Genomic DNA, 19,101 nt, shown 5'->3' with positions numbered 1-19,101 from the left:
GGCATAAATTATACTTGCTAATTATGAAGTTTTAGCGAAAGGGGTCTCACGATTTGAAAAAAACATGGATTAAAATACTAACTGCTACAATGTTGGTATTTGGAGTGATGGCACCAGCAACAGGATTTGCATCTGATAATACGCCTCCGAAAGCAATTGATGAAAAATTAGGCGTACCGATCGTCGTGTATGGCGCAAATTTATCTGAGGCTGAAAAAGAATCTGTCAAAAAATCATTAAAAGTAAGTGAAAAACCTGAAATCGAAGAAATTACTGTGTCTGGTGAGGATCTAGTAAAATACATTAAAGATAGTAATTCAAGCTCCCGTATGTACTCTTCTGCAAAAATTACACGCAGAGATGCAGGAGAAGGCCTAGTAATACAAATTGTCACACCATCTAATATTACGCAGGTAACTTCAGAGATGTACGCCAATGCGATGTTAACAGCAGGAATTCAGGATGCATCCGTACAGGTAGCTGCCCCGAAAGCCGTTACAGGGCATTCAGCGTTAGTAGGTATTTACAAGGCATATGAGGTCACTACAGGTGAAACACTGGATATTGATCGTACAGATGTAGCAAACGAAGAATTATCAGTAGCAACATCCATTGCAGAATCTGCAGGAGTAGACGATGCAAAAGTAGCGGAATTACTGACAGAAATTAAAAAACAAATTGCAGAATTAAAGCCAGCAACACGTGAAGATGTTGAAAAAATTGTACAAGAGCAATTAAGTAAGCTTGAAATTAATTTAAGTGAAAAGGACCGTCAATTGCTAGTAGATTTAATGGATAAAATAAGTAAGTTGGACATTGATTTTAGTAAATGGTCTGATCAATTAAATGATATCAGTAACACGATCCAAGAAAAATTTGGCTCACTTATGGAAGATAAAGGTTTCTGGGAGAGTGTGAAAGGTTTCTTTGCTAATTTAAAAGATACTATTTCTTCATGGTTTAACTAAAATTTATAGTTGATAGAAAAGAATCTGTCATGCCTTCTCACTTTGCTAGAGTAGGTGTACAGATTCTTTTTTTGATTCAGCTAGTGATAGATTTTGAAGTGAGATGTTCTCGACACAGGAAGTTAATCGATTTTCTAGTCTGGATATAGCTTCATTGATTGGATAAAAGAAGGGTACACAAATTTTGTGAAAATATAAAAAGCTATGGTACTATGAATAAAAGGAGTGGTGAGAAATGGAATTCCAATTACAACAACTAGCGGAAAATAAGTTTGCATTTTTGAATGAGCAAGAAGGGGAAAAACTAGCAGAAATTACTTGGCAGCAAAATGGCTCAGTAATGGTAATGGATCACACATATGTATCAGATAAGCTCCGTGGTCAAGGTGTGGCCAAACAATTACTCGATCAAGCAGCATCGTATGCACGTGAAAATGGCTATAAGATGGAGGCCGTTTGTTCCTATGTCGTAGCAGCATTTGAAAAATCAGATGCATATAATGATGTAAAACAATAAAAAATAAGGCAATCTGCTTTTAATTAAGCGGATTGCCTTTTAATTACTAGAGCAAATCATTTAAGCAGCTCCTTATAGTAGAATGACGCTATAAATTAGTACTGTTAAGAAGCCAGCCCCGCCAATTAATGAAGCCATATCTACCCAATCATATGCTAAATCGAAATCTTTCATCCTAACCACTCTCCTATTTTTAGTATTAATTCATTAATTCCCTTTACTTGCCTTTTATAATCATAAATAGTTACAAAATTTTGATGAATGCAAAAATTGAAGGTGTGAAAGCTGGATTTTAATAGGAGGTTGAGTGAGATTGTCTGCATTAAAACGAGACGAACTGCATTGAATTGGTAGAATGATTACTAGATAAAAGAGCAAGTATTAGCCTTACATTGATATATATGCTAGAAGGTATAAAAAAATAATGTTTATTCTTTTAAGAATAGGGAAAAACTATACTACAGAGCTAGTTTCTATATTTTTAGGAGGTAATAAACTATGGCAAAACGAAAAGGAACAGGTGTTGTCGTTGCAGGATTAGCAGGATTAGCAGCATCTTATTTCAGTAAAAAAGAGAATCGTGATAAAGCACTAACGATGTTTAATAGTATGAAAACAAAATTTGAGTCGTATCTTACAACAGGTCCTGATATGCACGACAATATTGCTGAACGTGTAGCAACAGAGGTAGCAACAGAGGCTGGTACTTCACCAACTAAAATTGCCTCGAATGAAATGGTAGCTGAAGGTGGAGGACATACTGGTGTCCATTTCTATAATGAAGAAATTCAAGATAAGGAAAAATAATCACAAAACCTTCTCATCTAAGCATGAGAAGGTCTTTTGTGTGGGATAAGAATAAAGCCTGCAAAGAGCAATAATACGATGCCAGTAAATACAAAGCCACTGACAGTACCAAGTGATAGCCAACCCAGTAAAGAAGAGCCTAAAACTACACCAAGAGAGAAAAATGCATAGAAATAACCGTATGCTTTTCCTCGTACTTCAGCAGTTGTAGAGTCAATTAGCAACGAATTTACTGAAGGGAAAAGGAAACCAAATCCTATTCCATAGCAAGCCATCGCTATATAAAGTAAAGAGCTAGAATCTGCTTGGCTAATTAATAATTGACTTATTCCCATTAAACCTATCCCAAAAGATAATGTTTTGAGTGGATTGACCTTATCAAAAATACGATTAGTAGGTAATAGGAAAACAAGGACAGCAATAATACCAAATGTACTCATTAAAGTGCCGCTTAAACGAGAGTCAAAGCCTAAGGAATGTACTTTAAGCGGAAGTAGATAGGCAATGACACCTTGAGAAAACATTAAGAAAAAGGCTCCTGAAAATGCCTTTAATGTTCCTTTGTTATTAAAAAAGACACTAATCGGAATGTAGTTACTCGGTTCAGCCTTCTCTTTTTTTACTTGATTTGCTTTCAATAGAAAGAACGCAAGTATTCCTAACAGAAGCATAAAGCTTGCTGTGATATTGAAAACAAATGGGACACTTGTTCGGCTAGCTAAAATACCACTAAATGCAGGGCCTATAATCGCTGCTATACCAACAAAAGCACCTGAAATAGCACTGCCCTTTCCTCTTTTTTCCTGATCGGTGGCGTTTGCTAGAAATGTAAAGGCAGCAGGAACAATGAAGCCTGCAACAAGACCATGGATAAAACGTACAATTAATAGAGCAATTGGCTCTTCTACTAAATTATAAAATGTTAACGCTAAACCTGTTGTTAGAAGACCTACTATTAATATGATAAAAGGTCCTTTACGATCCGTTAAAAAGCCAGAAATGATATTACCGAACGTATTGGAAAGCGAATACATGCCCACTGCAAGACCAGTTAGAAATGCCGATGCACCTAAAGACTCAGCATAAGTACTCATAACAGGAAGCTGGGTAAAAAGGTCAAAAAACGAAAAGAAAATGATAGCATAGATAAATTTCTTCATAGCTCCTCCGATGAAATAGAACATTATAGTCAATAAGATTGATATAGTCCTATTATAGCATTTTCTAATTGATTATACTTATCACTGATGTTTTGCTTTTACGCAAAAAAAACGTCTAATAAGTATTAACTTATTAGACGCACGAGAATTTTGTAATTAAGCTTTTGCAACTTCTTTTTTCATTGTTTTGTTTTTAGCAAGATTTACATGCCAAGAAAGTGCTTCCTCTAAAAGATGAGGGGTTTGGTGGTTGCCAGTTGCTTCCACTGCACGGTTGTAGTAATCCCATAACTGCTCTTTGTAATCTGGGTGTGCACAGTTTTCAATAATTAAAGGTACACGTTCTTTTGGTGCAAGACCACGTAAGTCAGCAATACCTTGCTCTGTTACGATTACATCAACATCATGCTCAGTATGGTCAACATGAGAAACCATTGGCACGATCGATGAAATTGCTCCACCTTTTGCATATGATTTTGTAACAAAAATACCAAGACGTGCATTACGTGCAAAGTCACCTGAACCACCGATACCGTTCATCATGCGTGTTCCAGATACATGTGTAGAGTTTACGTTACCATAGATATCTAACTCAAGAGCAGTGTTGATTGAGATTAGTCCCAAACGACGGATAAGCTCAGGATGGTTAGAAATTTCTTGTGAACGTAAGCAAATTTTATCAGCGTATTTCTCTAAATTGCCGTATACTTTTTTCTGTAATTCTTCAGTAAGTGTGATTGAAGTTGCAGCGGCGAATTTAACTTTACCTGCATCGATTAAGTTAAATACAGCATCTTGAAGTACTTCAGATGCAACAATTAAATCTTCAAATTCTGAATCTGCAAAGCCATCAAGTACAGCGTTTGCTACAGAACCTACACCAGATTGTAATGGCATTAATTGTTTTGTTAAACGACCTGCTTTAATTTCATCACTGAAGAAGTCTAATAAAATGTTAGCCATTGTTTGTGTTTCTTCATCAGGTGGTACGATTAATGAAGGAGCATCTGGCTCTTCAGAAATAACAATTGCTTTAATTTTAGCTGGATCAACTTTGATACCAATATCACCAATGCGTTGCATAGCATTTGTCATTGGGATTGCTTCACGGTTACCTTGCTCACCTGGTACATAGATATCGTGGATACCGATTAAAGCTTCAGGATGTGAAATATTTAACTCGATAATAATGTTCTCTGCATATTCTGCAAAAATTGGTGAGTTACCTACAGAGTTTGTTGGAATGATTAATCCATCTTCAGTAATTGCAACAGCTTCAAGAATTAAATAGTTAATTGGTCCGATGATTCCTTGGCGTACTAGCTCAGCATTATGAGAAAGATGAGCATCTACATATAAGATATCCCCAGAATTAATTAAATTACGGATACCCGCGTCTCCTTGGAATGGTCCACGTTTACGAATTGCACCAGCTTCTGCTAAGTACTTATCTACTTCTGGTCCTAATGATGCACCTGTATATACATCAATTTTGAATTCTTCATTTTTAGCGCGCTCAACTAATGCCATTGGAACAACTTTTGCATCCCCAGCACGAGTAAAACCACTCATCCCAACTACATCACCATTAGAAATAAGTGCTGCTGCAGCTTCAGCAGTTACAATTTTACTCTCAAGTTCTTTTAAACCTAGGCGTTTTTGAACATTTGCATCCATAAAAAAATCCTCCCCTAAATAATTTTGATGGAAACCGATTACAAAACTAGAAAAAACATTTAAGAATTTTCTGTTTATTCAGTTGTAGTATGACTCCAACCATTTGAATAATACTATCACCAAATTGTCACAAAAACTTTAGAATTAGCATTAAATTGAGTAAAAAAAGGAAAATCGAGCATTAGCATGTTTTTTCGACAGAGAAAACGTTTTATTGTAGAACTGTATAAATTTAGATGTTTTCTACATTAAAAATAGTGTAAAAATAGTTAAACGAGGGGCCAAATGTGGCTAATTTGTGTACAAAAAAGAACAGCGAACAATTGATTAAATTGTTCGCTGTTCTTTACAAATTAGAAACCTAAAGAACGACGGAAATAGCTTGCATAGCGTTGGCTAACAGGGATGCGTGTACCATCTTTCATAATTAATAAAAACGTGGAGTGTGAATCTGGTTGAATTTCATCGATGTAGTCAATGTTAACGATATAAGAGCGGTGACAACGAATAAATGAGTCAGGTGCTAAAAATAGCTCTAAATCACTTAGGTTTAAACGGTGATAACCTTCACGAGTCATTGTTTTAACAAATGTTTTACGGAGTTGAGTTTCTAAATAAATAACTTGATCATGTTTGATTGGGTACCAGCAATCATCAATTTTGATTGTAATGTAGTTTGTTAAGAATGCTGATGGTTTTTGCGGGAAGATAGCAGTAATAGCTCCTTTTGTTTCGCCTTCCTCCATTAAAGGAATACTCATGCCATAATAAGCGACACCGAAGACATCGGGTTCAATATAAGAGCTGATTTTTTGACCATAGCTTAATGCTTTGTGTGCGGCTGAGCCTTCTTTAATAGGGTCACCAGGTTTAATTTTTAAATCAACTTTCTTGCTTGGCTGGTAATACAAATATTCATTTGTATCAGAGATAGCAATGGACGTATTCTCAGGGAAGAACTCCTTAATGATCTCCATAATCTCTTCTATTTGTTTTGGATCCACTTTAAACACCTCGTCTAAACTTTTAAAAATAGTATTATCATCTATTTTACTACATATTCATATAAATTATATAGAGAAGATTTAGGAATAAAATAGAAAAATGTCGAATGATCCATTAGAATGATGTAAGATGTTTTGTATAATTTGTAAATAAATTTATAAAATGACTAATTTATTTTGATATGTATATGGTAAAATTTAATTGTTAGGAATAAGTTTACGAGGTTTCTACTATGAATATGTGATAAATTAGAACTAGAGTAGCAAGTAAAATGTGGTTGAAAGGAAATCGCAGAATATGGTAAAATTCACTGTATAGTCTATTTTTTTTAGATCTGGTGTTTTAGTAGGGTTATTTTTGATTTATTTGTTAATAAAATTTGTGAAATAGGACTCAGTTCTTATATTGAATAAGTAAATACTATTTTCTTATTTTTAATTCGTCGGGATTGGTGTCAAATATTGTCATGCAATTCGTGCACTCTGAGGAAAGATGGGGAAGATTATGCAACTACATCAACATTCTATGTCAGAAACGATATCCAAAAGATACTTCCAAGAAATCGATAATATTAATCAATATATCGGTGTCGAAGAATTTTTTAATATTGAGTCGAAATTAATTTTTGAAATTTACCATTTAGAATCTGCAAAAGCGAAAAAATCTTTGCATGAGTTAATTGATATTCTCTCAATTCGTTTTGGCAAACAGGTCATTAAAATCGTTCGAAGTTATTTTTCTGTTTTGTCATCAATTGTTGCTCGTAAATTGCTGGACAATCAAGTACCTTCGAAAAAAGCATTTGCTTTCAATATTGCGTGTAACGATATGATAGAAAATCAGATGAAAGACGCAGAGTTTTTACAATTTGCCGATGATTTAATTGATTTCTTTGTTTACTTTATTGCAGATCGCAAACAACCGACTTTCCGACATCAAACTGTTAACAAAGTGATAATGTATATAAATGACGAGCTTGAAAATGATTTAACTGTGGAAAGTATCGCGAATAACTTTCATATAAGTACTAGTCACTTATCACGTATTTTTAGAGAACATGTAGGTATTACATTGGTTGAGTATTTAAATGTTAGACGTGTAGAAGAATCACAATACTACTTACGACATACAAACAAAAGTATTACTTCTATCTCAGATCAATTCCATTTTTGTAATCAAAGTTATTTTACTCGTATTTTCAAAAAATATACGGGAGTAACGCCAAAACATTTCAGAGACGAACTTCATCATGAATTTTATCGTTTTGAAATGGCAGAGACTGAATTACAAAATGTCTAGATTTTGAGCATAGAGAATGAGAAGGTGCGAACATATTAGCGTTGCTAAAGCTCGCATCTTTTTTTGATGAATCGTCTGAGGAAACAGCTTAAGGAATGAGTAGCACTTGCTATTTGATAAAGAGAGACCCTATAAGGTATACTTCACAGTAGTTGATAAATAATAGTAGGTGGAAAAATGAAAAATTTGAAGCTATTTTCAATGCTTGGTCTTGCCGTTTTTGTTCTTAGTGGCTGTCAAGCTGTGCAAAACAAAGAAGGTTTTTTCTATAGTATCTTTGTAAAACCTATGGAATTTTTATTGGAGTTTTTCGGGAATGATATCTTTTCAGGAAGCTATGGTTTAGCAATCATTGCGATTACGGTTCTAATTCGTTTAGTCTTAATGCCGATTATGTTAAAAAACTATCGTCAGCAGCAATTAATGAAAACGAAGATGGATGCTTTTAAACCTGAAATGGAAGCCGTTCAGAAAAAAATGAAGGAAGCTAAGACAAAAGAAGAGCAAACGCAATATCAACAAGAAATGATGGCTCTATATCAAAAGCATGGTATTAATCCTCTTAATATGGGTTGTTTACCGATGTTAATTCAAATGCCGATTATTATGGGTCTGTATTTCTCAATCTTGTATTCTGCAGATGTGAAATCCCATGAGTTTTTATGGTTTAGCTTAGGGTCACCTGATATTGTAATGACTATTGTGGCAGGGATTGTTTACCTAGTCCAGGCTCGTGTATCTTTATGGACTGTACCTGAGCAACAAAAAGCTCAGATGAAAATGTTTATTTATATTTCACCAATTATGATTGTCTTTATCTCCATGTCTTCTATGGCAGCACTACCTTTGTATTGGTCTGTCAGTGGTGCATTGTTGATTATTCAAACATATATTGGGCGTAAATATTATTCGGAACATCCCGAGAAAGCAAAAAAATAAATTCATCGATGTCGAGGCGCCTTTGTTGCCTCGATTTTTTTAGGAGGACAGCAAGATGAACAGAAAATGGCTATCATCTATTCTTGTCGCAATTTTTAGTATTGCGGCACTCGTGTTTATTATTTTAGGGAAATTTAATTTTGCCGTACTTGCAATGACGGTCATGTTTGCCTTATCAAATGGGTTTAGAGCGAAAAGCTTTAAAGAGCAAGGCTATGTAAAAGAAGCGAAGTGGATGCAGTATATGGCGATTTTTTTCGCAATTGCGTCTATAGTCGTATTTGCCATCGTTCTAACAGATTAATTGAATATTTAGGTAGGAAATTTACACCTGAAAATGTGAACAGTGCTAAAATAAGAGTATAACTAGTAATACAATAAAATAGGTATTTTCAAGGTGAAAAGCTATAAGAACATCATCCTTTTAGATACCTGATATTTTAAAAGGGGTATAAATAGTGAAAAACAATCGTCTTCCGCTTATCGTTGGTGCTTTCATATCTATCGCGTTAATCGTCGCAATTTTTGTCGTCTACAACTATAAGAATAATCAAGCAAATAGTGCAGCTGATGAGCAACCAAAAACAACAGAAACAAACAAAACAACTGAACAAGATACTACAGCAACAGAGAAACCAGACAATACAGAAACACCCGCAAAGCCAGAGCCACAACCAGACGAAAATGGCTATCTTCCAAATCAAACATTACCTATCGAACCAACTTATATCAATGGTATTCTGCTAGCCAATAAAATTTATCCGCTTCCTTCTACCTTTGCACCTGAAGAAAATCCAGAAGCAAGAGAAGCGTTAAATCAAATGTTAGCGGCTGCCAAGCAGCAAGGATTTGATTTAGTTGCATTTAGTGGTTACCGTTCTTTTGAATATCAAACAACACTTTATGATAACTATGTTAAACGTGATGGGCAGGCGGCAGCAGATCGATACAGTGCTCGTCCTGGCTATTCGGAACACCAGACAGGCTTAGCGTTTGATATAGGAGAGCGTGGAAAAGAAGACGTGTGGCTGACAGAAGAGTTTGGCGAAACCCCAGCAGGGCAATGGCTATTTGCGCACGCACAAGAGTATGGTTTTATTTTGCGTTTCCCTCAAAACAAAGAAGAGATAACAGGTTATATGTATGAGTCTTGGCATTATCGTTATGTGGGCAAAGAGGTTGCAAAAGACATTACAAAGAAAAATATTACGTTAGAAGAATATCTAGGCGTGAAATAATAAAAGGAAGAGAAGCGGTTCTTCTATGAACAGGCTCTCTTCCTTTTTATTTTTATAAAATGGGTGTTAATAAACGGGAAATAGATTCTTTAAATTTAATTAGTGTTGAACGGTTTTTATACATTTCCCAGGTTAATTCCGTACAATCAAAAATATCCTTTTCAAACAGCTCTGCCAGTTGGTGCGATATATTGGCATCATATATGAAGGCATTGACTTCAAAATTTAGACTGAAACTTCGTACATCGATATTCGCTGTTCCAACAGTGGATGCCTCGTCATCAATAATAATAGCTTTCGCGTGAATAAAGCCCTTTTCATAAATGTAGACTTTGGCCCCTGCACGTAATAATTGACCCACATAAGAATAAGTTGCCCAATAAACAAACATGTGATCAGGCTTGTTAGGAATCATAATACGTACATCAATGCCAGACAAGGTTGCAATTTTAATGGCGTCTAAGAAACTAATATCTGGGATGAAATAAGGTGTTTGAATATAAATATATTTTTTAGCCATATTAATCAGCTTTAAGTAACCGATCTTTATTTGCTCCCAGTCTGAATCTGGTCCACTTGAAACAATCTGCAAACCAACATCACCCTTCTGCGGAATGGCAGGGAAATAGCGATCGGAGTACCCCATTTTTTGTTGAGCACTAGCTTGGTTCCAATCGAGTAAAAAGCGTGTTTGTAATGGATGTACAGCACTACCTTCAATACGTAAGTGTGTATCCCTCCAATAACCAAACTTTTTTTGTAATCCTAAATATTCGTCACCGACGTTAAATCCACCTATATAGCCAATTCGGCCGTCAATGACAACGATTTTTCGGTGATTTCTAAAATTTAAACGAGGATTAAGAAGTGGCAGAATGGATGGGAAGAAAACTTCTACTTCACCACCAGCATGCAGCAATTCTTTAAAATGGCGCCTTTTTACATTACGTGAGCCCATTTCATCATAGAGAAGACGTACCTTAACGCCTTGCTTTGCTTTTTTTATCAATGCATTGACGATACGTGTACCTAAGTCATCAAGTCGGAAAATATAATACTGAATGTGAATATGATCTTTAGCTGCTTCAATGTCTTTAAGGAGTTGTTCAAACTTATCGGCGCCATCATCAAAAATATCCAGATGGTTGTCCTGCGTTAAAACCGCATTGTTTGTTCTGAGGTGCATATAAATCATCTCTTGATAATTTTCTGCATTGGCAATGCGAAACTCAAATGTCTCATCACGAATAGCATCCATCTGATAGTTGATGAGATTATCAATCCCAATATCCTTGCGTCCTTCCCAACGGAATAAATGCTTTCTTCGTAATTGTCTTCCAAGTAATAAGTACAAAATAAATCCAGCTAATGGCAGGAAAAATAATACGAGAATCCATGCCCATGTAGAGGTAGCATCTTTACGTTCTAAGAAAATGATGGTCAAGGCTAATAAAATATTAAAAAACAAAGTTAAAGGAACTAAATATTCTATATCTGTAAAAATGCTCATTCCTACACCTGCCTTTACTATTGTTAACAACATACTTAGTATAGCCTACTTCAAATGAGGAAAGAAGATATGAAATGGCTAGATAGCATGGAAAAGGATTATCCCTTAGACATATCAGAGATAATCCGATGGTTTAATTAGTAATTTCTCATTGAAATAAAATATCAGAGAAGAAGCTTTTCTCGGCTAACGAAAATTGCCCCAACACATAAGGCCCTATATTAAATGTTTGATAATTGGGAAGTTAGGGTTCACAGGAAATTTATTTTCTGTGAACGCAGTTGAAAGTAACATCTCTCCGATTTTCGCTTATGCCTCCTGAAAGCAATAAAGTGCAACATGTTATATATTTTCATGACGCAATGATTTACTGGATGCCTTATATATATAAATCAGACTTATAGAAAGGAGGGCTATCGCTGCCGAAATATAATAACCGAGACTTGCTTGTACGGTAAATAACCATGTGAAAAATAATGGGCCAAGAATACGTCCCAAGTTATCCATTGAATAGGACAGCCCTGCAGCAGTTCCGTATTGTCCTCCAGATTCTTTAGAGGAAAGTGATACTACGCATGTTCTTGCGATTGCATTACCTGCTGTAAAGACACAAAGGGCAAGCCCAGCGATAAAAAGATTAGCTGTCAGTGTGAATAAAAGCATGCCGATAGCAGTTACAATTTGTGCACTGATTAACCATGTCGTCTCACTACCATTTTTTATGCGTCGAACGACCCCGCCTTGAATGGCTGCATCAACAAAGCCACTAAACATGAATAAGTAACCAATTTGTAATGGTGTAATGTGAATTTTTTCGATTTGAAATAGTTGGAATGTAGCCTCAACGCCCGCTAGCATAAATGTTACTAAAAATGAAAACATAAATAGATAGCGCACACGGTATTGTAGCATGGTTCCAGCACCTTTTGGCACGATAGCACGTTTATTTGAATCTTTTCGTTTTTCAGGTTCTTTTAGGACGAAACTTGCATAAATAAATAATAGTGCAATTAATGAGGCGGATGCAATAAATGGTAATTGCAAGCTATAATGACCTAACATCCCACCGATTGCTGGACCAAAAATAAAACCAAGACCAATGGACATGCCCATAAAGCCCATATATTTATTGCGATCCTCTTCACTGGACATATCAGCAATAAATCCTGTTACTGCAGTATATAATGCTCCAGAAAATAAACCACCAATTATACGTGAAACATACAATATAGCTAGATTATCTATAAATAATGAAAAAATAACAAAACTAAGGCTAAAGCCAACTAGACCTGTTAGGATCAGTTGTTTACGCCCTACCTTATCTGATAGCATACCCCAAAATGGTGCTGTGAAAAAACTTGCAAGTGAATATACGGTCAGTAAACCACCTACGTGGAGATCATTCCAGTTTTGCTGCACAATTACCTCTGGTAAGACGGGAATAATAATGCCGAACCCTAGATAAACGAGAAATTGAACAGACATCAATAATAAAATAGCCTTTTTCATACAGTTCCCTGCTTTCATACATATTTCAATATGTATATTCTAACCTTCTTGTTCTTGCGATTACAAGGATAGGGAAGGAGAAGCTTGGATTAAGAGGAATTATTCAGTAAAGAAATAAAGCGTTTTAAGATTTTTTAAACCTATGTTCTGATCAGTGAATAATATGTAGCCATTTTGGGTAATTTAAATATGTTTGGTGGTAAAGTTAGATGGGTGTGAAAAATTTACAATGTAACAAAATTGAAAAATTTTAAAGGTAAGTTAAATGGTATGATAAATTTGTCAGACATCATACGCGTAGAAAAATGAAACTTTTTCGTAAATAAAACGTTATATAAAATCGAGGAAAGATTGAGGTGGAATGTATGACAAAAGAAGTAGATTTGAAAAAGATTGTTTCGAATTTATCTAAGTTGGGTGTAACAGCCACTGTAACAAAGTCTCGACTAGAACTTTTAAAAGTGCTCACACCACCAACGCAAACTCCGCAAGTTCAAGCTTAACTCGTTTCCAATAGAAAAAGGGAAGTCTCGCACATAGAGACTTCCTTTTTTCTATATTTATTCATCTTCATCATGTGTTGTAAACATATACGTTCGATAATGGAATCGCATACTAAAGACCAGTCCAATGGCTAAGGCATTTCCCATCAGAGAACTTCCTCCGTAGCTAATGAACGGAAGTGGAATACCTGTGATAGGTAATAATTGAATAGTCATTCCTATATTTTCGAAAACGTGGAAAGTAATCATGGCGATAATCCCAGCACAAACATAGGTCGAGAAGGGATCTTTCAATAAGAGTGTTGTCTTTGTTAGATGATAAATTAATAAGAAGAAAATACAAATAACAATACTAGCGCCAATAAAGCCCCATTCTTCACCTATTACGGTAAAAATGAAATCGGTGTGGTTCTCAGCTACATATACCTCTCGATTTCGGAAACCCTTACCAAAAATTTCACCTGATCCAATCGCATTTAAAGAAGTAATTAAGTGATAGCCATCACTAGATGAATAGGAATAGGGATCTAGCCATGAATAAATACGCGCAAATTGATACGCCTTAAAACCAAATGTTTTCTCTAGGAAATCTTGCATATAGAGTGCCATCCACAGTAGTGCGCCACCTGCTACCATGCCACCTAAAAATGTCGGTAGAATTATTTTCCAAGAAATTCCTGCTACGATAATAAGAGCAGCAGTAATGGCAAAGAATACAAGAGCTGAACCTAGGTCAGGCTGCTTCAAAATGATAGCCAAAGGTACAATTAAAGTGATTGCGATTTTACCTAGTAGCAAAAAGTCTGTTTTAATAGACCTTAATGAATAAACTTCATGGTGCTTACTAATTAATCGTGCTAGTGCTAAAATGTAAAAAGTTTTCATAAACTCAGAAGGCTGAATATTCCCAATCGGCGTATGATACCAGCTTTTAGCACCATTTACAGGTGCACCGATTTGACCTTCTCCTTCAGGCATAAAAATAAGCAGTACCAGTAAGGCAATCCCTGCTCCATACATATACCATGACATTTTTTTATATTGATCTGGCTCAAAAAACATGACGATACCAATAATTACTGCACCAATCACATACCATTGCATTTGCTTTGGTACGTAGTTAATGCCATACTGACCTGATGTTTGGGCAGATGCAATAGCTAACAAACTAATGACTAGAAAAGTGAAGAGAATAAAAGCAAGGGTCCAGTCAAAACGATTTGCGAAATTTCGTTTATTTTCCATAAAAGCCACCTAAATTAAAATAGTATCTCAATATGAGTAAATGTGATGCGATTCTTCCTATTTCGTTTATAATTGGTCAAAGAAGAAAGCAAATTATCATCCAACAGTGGTGTAAGAATAGCTCATATCTATTGATAAGCTTGCAATTTGCTTTGAATATTGTCAATGGAATTTTAAGCAAATACTTGAACTCATTGAGTAATCTAAAATTTATATGCAAATGCATGTTTAACATTCCTAATTATAACGCAAAAAACACTTTTATGCCTGCGTATATAGTAGTGACGACAATTAACATAAAATGTTTCAAAAAATTCATGTTTAGACTTATAATGTAGTGAAGAGTGGGGTGATGGTTGTGGCTAAAAAATTAAAGTCAGCTGATGATTTTATGTATCATATTTATGTTCATATGAATGATGTCGATAAATTTGTCATTTTTAGCGGGTTAAAATTCTCGCAATTTGTGGCTGCACTTGAACCACTGCATCACTTACTGTTATTAAAACATTCCTATGAAGACGGTTCTTTTAATATGCATACACAATTTGAATATGTATTGGAAGAAGATGTTCCTCGTTTTGTGAAAAAATCAGCTGAATCAAAAGAATTATGCTGGATTGATTTTATGGACGAGAAGAGGCTAGATCATCTAACACCGATGGAACAAGGAGAATTGCTTTACATAAGTCATAAAAAAGAACCGATTACGTCAGCATTTTTTAACAAATTACAAAATAGATTCGTCTATTATTCTTCAGATTTAGAGAAAATGACGAAAGTTTATTTTCGTCATTTAAGTGATTCGGATTTATTGGTTGCCAATGTATTTAATAGTTTAATTCGTGAAAAGGAACGGAGCACTGGTTTTTGGCGTCGAAAAGTAAAATCGAGTATTCCTGCTGTATCTCCAGATTTTTTACGTTCTTACCGATCCTTTGCGAAAGATGGAGCATTACTATCTTTGTATCGGATTGAAAAACCAAAGGCAGCGTATGGAATAGAAGTTCGTAATTTGTCTGAATATTCTTTTCCCGATGAAGTTTGGGATGACTTAAGTACGATTTTAAAAACGGAGCACGATGAATTGATATATATTATTTAATCTTCATTGCAGCACAGTCTAAGAGCATTCACCTCTCTAAAATGAAGATAGGCCGTTGGTAGATATTACGCATATTGAATTGTTTCTGTACAATTCAATGACAGGAAGTAATGATGTCAAGGCATAATTGATGAAATGTACACGCAAAATCTCACCGTCAAAAATACGGTGAGATTTTTATGTCATTTGTCAAGACGTTTCATGATAAACTAATAGTACTCAAGAAGTATGTGGAGGGCACAAAAATGAAAAAAAGAATCGGTTTATTATACGGCGGAAAGTCAGCGGAGCACGAAGTGTCATTATCAACAGCACGTGCAGTCACTGGAGCTTTGAATTTCGAGGAGTATGAAGTATATCCGATTTTCATTACATCTGACGGGGAATGGCGACGTGGAGAGCGTTTAGAAAAACCTGTAAGTGCAATAGAAGAATTACAATTTGGTGATAATACAACAATTTTAGAAAATAATATTACTGATTTTTTGATCGATGACAATGGCAATGAGGTACAGTTCGATGTCATTTTCCCATTGTTACATGGTACTAATGGCGAGGATGGAACGGTGCAAGGTTTACTTGAGGTTCTGAATTTACCGTATGTAGGAAATGGTGTATTAGCATCCTCTGCTGGTATGGATAAAGTGGTAATGAAGCAATTATTTGAAATTGCAGGGTTACCACAAGTGCCCTATACGTATTTTATTCGTAGTGAGTGGAAGAATGAGCAACAGGTAATCATTGAACGTTGTGAAAGCAATTTGAGTTGGCCAATGTTTGTGAAGCCTGCAAACTTAGGATCGAGTGTTGGGATTAGCAAAGCAACAGATCGTGAAGAATTATTCAAAGCAATTGAAGTTGCTTTGCAATATGACCGTAAAATTGTTGTTGAGCAAGGAATTGTCGCTCGTGAAGTTGAATTAGCAGTGTTAGGCAATGACTACCCTGAAGTTTCAGTGCCAGGTGAAATTAAACCAGTTACTGAATTTTATGATTATGATTCTAAATATAAGGACGGCTCTACAGCACTTATTATTCCAGCTGAGCTTCCAGTAGAAACTGTTGAGAGCTTAAAGGAACTGGCAAAGCGCGCATTTAAGGCTATAGATGGCAGCGGCTTAGTTCGTGCGGACTTTTTTGTAACAGCTGAAAATAACGTTTACATTAATGAAGTGAACACAATGCCAGGTTTCACGCCTGTAAGTATGTATCCATTATTATGGCAGCATACAAATGTGAGTTATCCAGAGCTGATCGACCGTTTAATTACCTTAGCAATAGAACGCTATGAAGAAAAACAACAGCTTCACTATAAAAAAGACTGAGTGGGATTATTGTGAAAAAAACATTAAAACAATTAGCTGCATGGTTAAATGAGGATATGGCGGCTTTTGGTGACACGGTTGTGTCAGGAATTTCTATTGATACAAGAACAATTCAACAAGGGGACCTATTTGTACCATTTCGTGGTGAGCATACAAATGGACACAAGTTTGTGATTCAAGCATTTGAGAAAGGTGCGGGAGCTTCTCTTTGGCAAAAAGATGAGCCCAATCCACCAGAAGGTTACCCTTTATTATTTGTGGATGATCCAGAATTAGCTTTGCAAGAAATGGCTAGAGCCTATCGTAATGAACATAAAGCAAAATTTATTGGCATTACAGGTTCAAATGGTAAGACATCAACAAAGGATATTTTAGCGGGGACACTTGCTCCATTCTTTAAGGTACAAAAAACGATTGGGAACTTTAATAATCAATTAGGCCTGCCGATTACAATCTTACAGCTTGATGAAGATACGGATGTGGCCGTCCTTGAGATGGGCATGAGTGGATTCGGCGAAATTGAATTTTTAACTAAGCTTGCTCGTCCTCATATGACAGTTATCACAAATATTGGTGAGGCCCATATGCAGGATCTAGGGTCACGTGCAGGTATAGCAAAAGCGAAGTTTGAAATTATTCAAGGAATGCAACCAGATGGTCTATTATTCTATGATGGCGATGAACCTCTGCTTCAGGAATTAGTGGCAAAGGAACAGCACTTACAGGCAGTGCCGTTTGGATTAGAGTCAGATAATCTTTTATACGTAGAAAATATTCACGCTAATGCGGATGGTAGTCACTTCACTACACACGGTATGATAGAGGGTGACTTCTTTATTTCAGTGCTTGGCAAGCATCAAGTGAAAAATACACTTGTGGCCATGTTAATTTCTCATAAGCTAGGTTTAAACAATGAACAAATTCGTACATCCTTAGAGCATGTGGTATTAACAGATATGAGGATGCAACAAGTGCAAGGAACGAATGGTGCATTGTTTATCAACGATGCCTATAATGCAGCACCAACCTCGGTAAAAGCTGCCATTCAATTTATGGCTTCCTCTACAATTCGTCCTGAAAAATGGCTTGTGTTAGGAGACATGCTGGAGCTTGGACCAAATGAGCAAAGTTTCCACGAAGGGCTAGCAGAATATATAAATGAGCATGAAATCGATTATATCTGCTTATTTGGCCCTCGGATGGCATATCTTTATCAAGTATTAAAAGAGCGCTTTGAGGAAGAACGTTTATTGTATGCGGAAGATGATTATACGGCGATTATTGACAAGCTAAAACAAGCGAATGACGCATCTATTGTTTTACTTAAAGGCTCCCGTGGTATGAAATTAGAGACGATCTTAAAGGCATTTACGTCATAGTATCAATGAAATCGGTGGGATATACGCTCACCGATTTATTCATGTAGAGTTATCTTTGTTAAATGAGGTGAGGACGTTGTCAGTAGGTGTACTATGTATTCACGGTTTTTCAGGTGGACCTTATGAGGTAGAGCCATTCACAACATACTTGCGTGCACATACAGATTGGGTCATTGCAGAGCCGACATTGTCTGGGCATGGAGAAGAATTGCATATGAGTGGTTTTAAGGCAAAGCATTGGTTAATGGATGCAGAGTTAGCCTTCCGATCATTAGTAAAAAAAGTTGATGAGGTAATCGTTGTCGGTTTTTCAATGGGAGGAATCATAGCACTATACTTAGCTAAACGCTATAAAGTAAAAAAACTTGTATTACTGAGTGCTGCTGCAAAGTATGTGAGCCCTAAGCAGCTAGTCAATGATTTCAAAATGTTAGCTACTGAAGCATATCACCATAATTTGACTAATAACGAACTCTATTTACGATACCATCATAAGTTTAACAATGTGCCTCTTGCATCAACGGTAGAATTTATGAAGCTGGTAAGGATGGTGGCGCCGTATTATCAACATATTCGAATTCCTGTATACATCGTGCAAGGTAAGTTGGATGGGATAGTGCCCTATCACACGGCACAATTTCTTTTTGATGAATTAGCCTCAAAAGACAAAGTTTTGTATTTTTCTGATAATGGCAAGCATCATATATGTTTTGAGGAAGATTGCTCTGAATGGTTTCCACAGGTTTTAATGTTTTTGAAGAACGAATAAAGTAGTCAGATTATTACGACTCATGCGTTATCGTTGCATAGGATTTAAAGCCATGTTAGACTAGTGTAAGCAATGGATACATTTTGTGCGAAGACTCTTCATATTTGGTTGAAGAGTACTTTTTTTTGAACACAACGGTTTTATTC

At 35.8% G+C, this 19,101-nt stretch carries 18 protein-coding genes; 12 read left to right on the top strand and 6 right to left on the bottom strand.

The genetic code is table 11. The features are described 5' to 3' along the window. Positions 1-53 precede the first annotated feature (53 nt). The 3 genes from JTI58_RS06265 to JTI58_RS06255 all read left to right on the top strand — a co-directional run bounded on the left by JTI58_RS06265 (position 54) and on the right by JTI58_RS06255 (position 2,292). Entirely contained in the window at positions 54-968 is a 915-nt protein-coding gene (locus JTI58_RS06265; protein ID WP_205445910.1) for a DUF1002 domain-containing protein, read from the top strand. Positions 969-1,203: 235 nt separating this feature from the next. Next, entirely contained in the window at positions 1,204-1,485 is a 282-nt protein-coding gene (locus tag JTI58_RS06260) for a GNAT family N-acetyltransferase (RefSeq protein ID WP_205445909.1), read from the top strand. A gap of 498 nt (positions 1,486-1,983) precedes the next feature. After that, positions 1,984-2,292, top strand: coding sequence for a hypothetical protein (locus JTI58_RS06255; protein ID WP_205445908.1), 309 nt, complete (start codon positions 1,984-1,986; stop codon positions 2,290-2,292). Positions 2,293-2,309: 17 nt separating this feature from the next. Here the strand turns inward: JTI58_RS06255 and JTI58_RS06250 are convergent, their stop codons facing one another. From JTI58_RS06250 to JTI58_RS06240, 3 genes are all read right to left on the bottom strand, one after another. Further along, positions 2,310-3,476 carry an MFS transporter gene (locus JTI58_RS06250; RefSeq protein WP_205447162.1) on the bottom strand — a complete coding sequence of 389 codons (1,167 nt, stop codon included), beginning with the start codon at positions 3,474-3,476 and terminating at the stop codon, positions 2,310-2,312. 132 nt (positions 3,477-3,608) lie between these two features. After that, positions 3,609-5,129 carry a succinyl-CoA:acetate CoA-transferase ScpC gene (locus JTI58_RS06245; RefSeq protein ID WP_205445907.1) on the bottom strand — a complete coding sequence of 507 codons (1,521 nt, stop codon included), beginning with the start codon at positions 5,127-5,129 and terminating at the stop codon, positions 3,609-3,611. A 353-nt stretch (positions 5,130-5,482) separates the two neighbouring features. Then, positions 5,483-6,133, bottom strand: a complete 651-nt coding sequence (locus tag JTI58_RS06240) for a LytTR family DNA-binding domain-containing protein (RefSeq protein WP_004232004.1) — start codon at positions 6,131-6,133, stop codon at positions 5,483-5,485. A 505-nt stretch (positions 6,134-6,638) separates the two neighbouring features. On the opposite strand from JTI58_RS06240, the gene JTI58_RS06235 reads away from it, so the two are divergent. The 4 genes from JTI58_RS06235 (at position 6,639) to JTI58_RS06220 (ending at position 9,610) form a co-directional block, all read left to right on the top strand. After that, positions 6,639-7,433 (top strand): helix-turn-helix transcriptional regulator, encoded by a 795-nt coding sequence (locus tag JTI58_RS06235; RefSeq protein ID WP_004232009.1) that lies wholly within the window; start codon positions 6,639-6,641, stop codon positions 7,431-7,433. A 177-nt stretch (positions 7,434-7,610) separates the two neighbouring features. Continuing rightward, entirely contained in the window at positions 7,611-8,372 is a 762-nt protein-coding gene (gene yidC, locus JTI58_RS06230; RefSeq protein ID WP_205445906.1) for a membrane protein insertase YidC, read from the top strand. 55 nt (positions 8,373-8,427) lie between these two features. After that, the gene (locus JTI58_RS06225) at positions 8,428-8,676 is read left to right on the top strand and encodes a hypothetical protein (protein WP_205445905.1); all 249 of its coding nucleotides are present in this window, start codon (positions 8,428-8,430) and stop codon (positions 8,674-8,676) included. Positions 8,677-8,830: 154 nt separating this feature from the next. Beyond that, a complete protein-coding gene (locus tag JTI58_RS06220) occupies positions 8,831-9,610 on the top strand; it encodes a M15 family metallopeptidase (RefSeq protein WP_205445904.1) in 780 nt (259 codons plus the stop codon). Between the two features lie 52 nt (positions 9,611-9,662). On the opposite strand, the gene cls is transcribed toward JTI58_RS06220, so the two are convergent. Both cls and JTI58_RS06210 read right to left on the bottom strand, forming a co-directional pair. Next, positions 9,663-11,120 (bottom strand): cardiolipin synthase, encoded by a 1,458-nt coding sequence (gene cls, locus JTI58_RS06215; RefSeq protein WP_205447161.1) that lies wholly within the window; start codon positions 11,118-11,120, stop codon positions 9,663-9,665. Positions 11,121-11,462: 342 nt separating this feature from the next. Next, a complete protein-coding gene (locus JTI58_RS06210; protein WP_205445903.1) occupies positions 11,463-12,629 on the bottom strand; it encodes an MFS transporter in 1,167 nt (388 codons plus the stop codon). Between the two features lie 365 nt (positions 12,630-12,994). On the opposite strand from JTI58_RS06210, the gene JTI58_RS06205 reads away from it, so the two are divergent. Then, positions 12,995-13,132, top strand: a complete 138-nt coding sequence (locus JTI58_RS06205) for an Lmo0850 family protein (protein ID WP_004232019.1) — start codon at positions 12,995-12,997, stop codon at positions 13,130-13,132. A gap of 57 nt (positions 13,133-13,189) precedes the next feature. Here JTI58_RS06205 and JTI58_RS06200 read toward each other — a convergent pair whose 3' ends face one another. Then, entirely contained in the window at positions 13,190-14,377 is a 1,188-nt protein-coding gene (locus JTI58_RS06200; RefSeq protein WP_205445902.1) for an FtsW/RodA/SpoVE family cell cycle protein, read from the bottom strand. A 352-nt stretch (positions 14,378-14,729) separates the two neighbouring features. Between JTI58_RS06200 and JTI58_RS06195 the strand changes: the two genes are divergently transcribed. From JTI58_RS06195 to JTI58_RS06180, 4 genes are all read left to right on the top strand, one after another. Further along, positions 14,730-15,482 carry a hypothetical protein gene (locus JTI58_RS06195; protein ID WP_205445901.1) on the top strand — a complete coding sequence of 251 codons (753 nt, stop codon included), beginning with the start codon at positions 14,730-14,732 and terminating at the stop codon, positions 15,480-15,482. 245 nt (positions 15,483-15,727) lie between these two features. Next, positions 15,728-16,807: a D-alanine--D-alanine ligase gene (locus JTI58_RS06190; protein ID WP_205445900.1), complete on the top strand. Its 1,080-nt coding sequence runs from the start codon at positions 15,728-15,730 to the stop codon at positions 16,805-16,807. 11 nt (positions 16,808-16,818) lie between these two features. Next, positions 16,819-18,186, top strand: coding sequence for a UDP-N-acetylmuramoyl-tripeptide--D-alanyl-D-alanine ligase (locus JTI58_RS06185; RefSeq protein ID WP_205445899.1), 1,368 nt, complete (start codon positions 16,819-16,821; stop codon positions 18,184-18,186). 76 nt (positions 18,187-18,262) lie between these two features. Then, positions 18,263-18,955: an alpha/beta hydrolase gene (locus tag JTI58_RS06180; RefSeq protein WP_205445898.1), complete on the top strand. Its 693-nt coding sequence runs from the start codon at positions 18,263-18,265 to the stop codon at positions 18,953-18,955. Positions 18,956-19,101 lie beyond the last annotated feature (146 nt).

This window comes from Lysinibacillus fusiformis (assembly GCF_016925635.1).
GTDB classification, from domain to species: domain Bacteria; phylum Bacillota; class Bacilli; order Bacillales_A; family Planococcaceae; genus Lysinibacillus; species Lysinibacillus fusiformis_F.
The sequence above is the reverse complement of the archived record's forward strand: the minus strand, read 5'-3'. Positions and strand labels throughout refer to the sequence as shown.

Coding starts and splice junctions, on each gene's coding strand:
- JTI58_RS06260 (WP_205445909.1), top strand. CDS start 1,204: ATGGAATTCCAATTACAACAACTAGCGGAAAATAAGTTTGCATTTTTG.
- JTI58_RS06255 (WP_205445908.1), top strand. CDS start 1,984: ATGGCAAAACGAAAAGGAACAGGTGTTGTCGTTGCAGGATTAGCAGGA.
- JTI58_RS06250 (WP_205447162.1), bottom strand. CDS start 3,476: ATGTTCTATTTCATCGGAGGAGCTATGAAGAAATTTATCTATGCTATC.
- JTI58_RS06245 (WP_205445907.1), bottom strand. CDS start 5,129: ATGGATGCAAATGTTCAAAAACGCCTAGGTTTAAAAGAACTTGAGAGT.
- JTI58_RS06235 (WP_004232009.1), top strand. CDS start 6,639: ATGCAACTACATCAACATTCTATGTCAGAAACGATATCCAAAAGATAC.
- yidC (WP_205445906.1), top strand. CDS start 7,611: ATGAAAAATTTGAAGCTATTTTCAATGCTTGGTCTTGCCGTTTTTGTT.
- JTI58_RS06225 (WP_205445905.1), top strand. CDS start 8,428: ATGAACAGAAAATGGCTATCATCTATTCTTGTCGCAATTTTTAGTATT.
- cls (WP_205447161.1), bottom strand. CDS start 11,120: ATGAGCATTTTTACAGATATAGAATATTTAGTTCCTTTAACTTTGTTT.
- JTI58_RS06210 (WP_205445903.1), bottom strand. CDS start 12,629: ATGAAAAAGGCTATTTTATTATTGATGTCTGTTCAATTTCTCGTTTAT.
- JTI58_RS06205 (WP_004232019.1), top strand. CDS start 12,995: ATGACAAAAGAAGTAGATTTGAAAAAGATTGTTTCGAATTTATCTAAG.
- JTI58_RS06200 (WP_205445902.1), bottom strand. CDS start 14,377: ATGGAAAATAAACGAAATTTCGCAAATCGTTTTGACTGGACCCTTGCT.
- JTI58_RS06195 (WP_205445901.1), top strand. CDS start 14,730: ATGGTTGTGGCTAAAAAATTAAAGTCAGCTGATGATTTTATGTATCAT.
- JTI58_RS06190 (WP_205445900.1), top strand. CDS start 15,728: ATGAAAAAAAGAATCGGTTTATTATACGGCGGAAAGTCAGCGGAGCAC.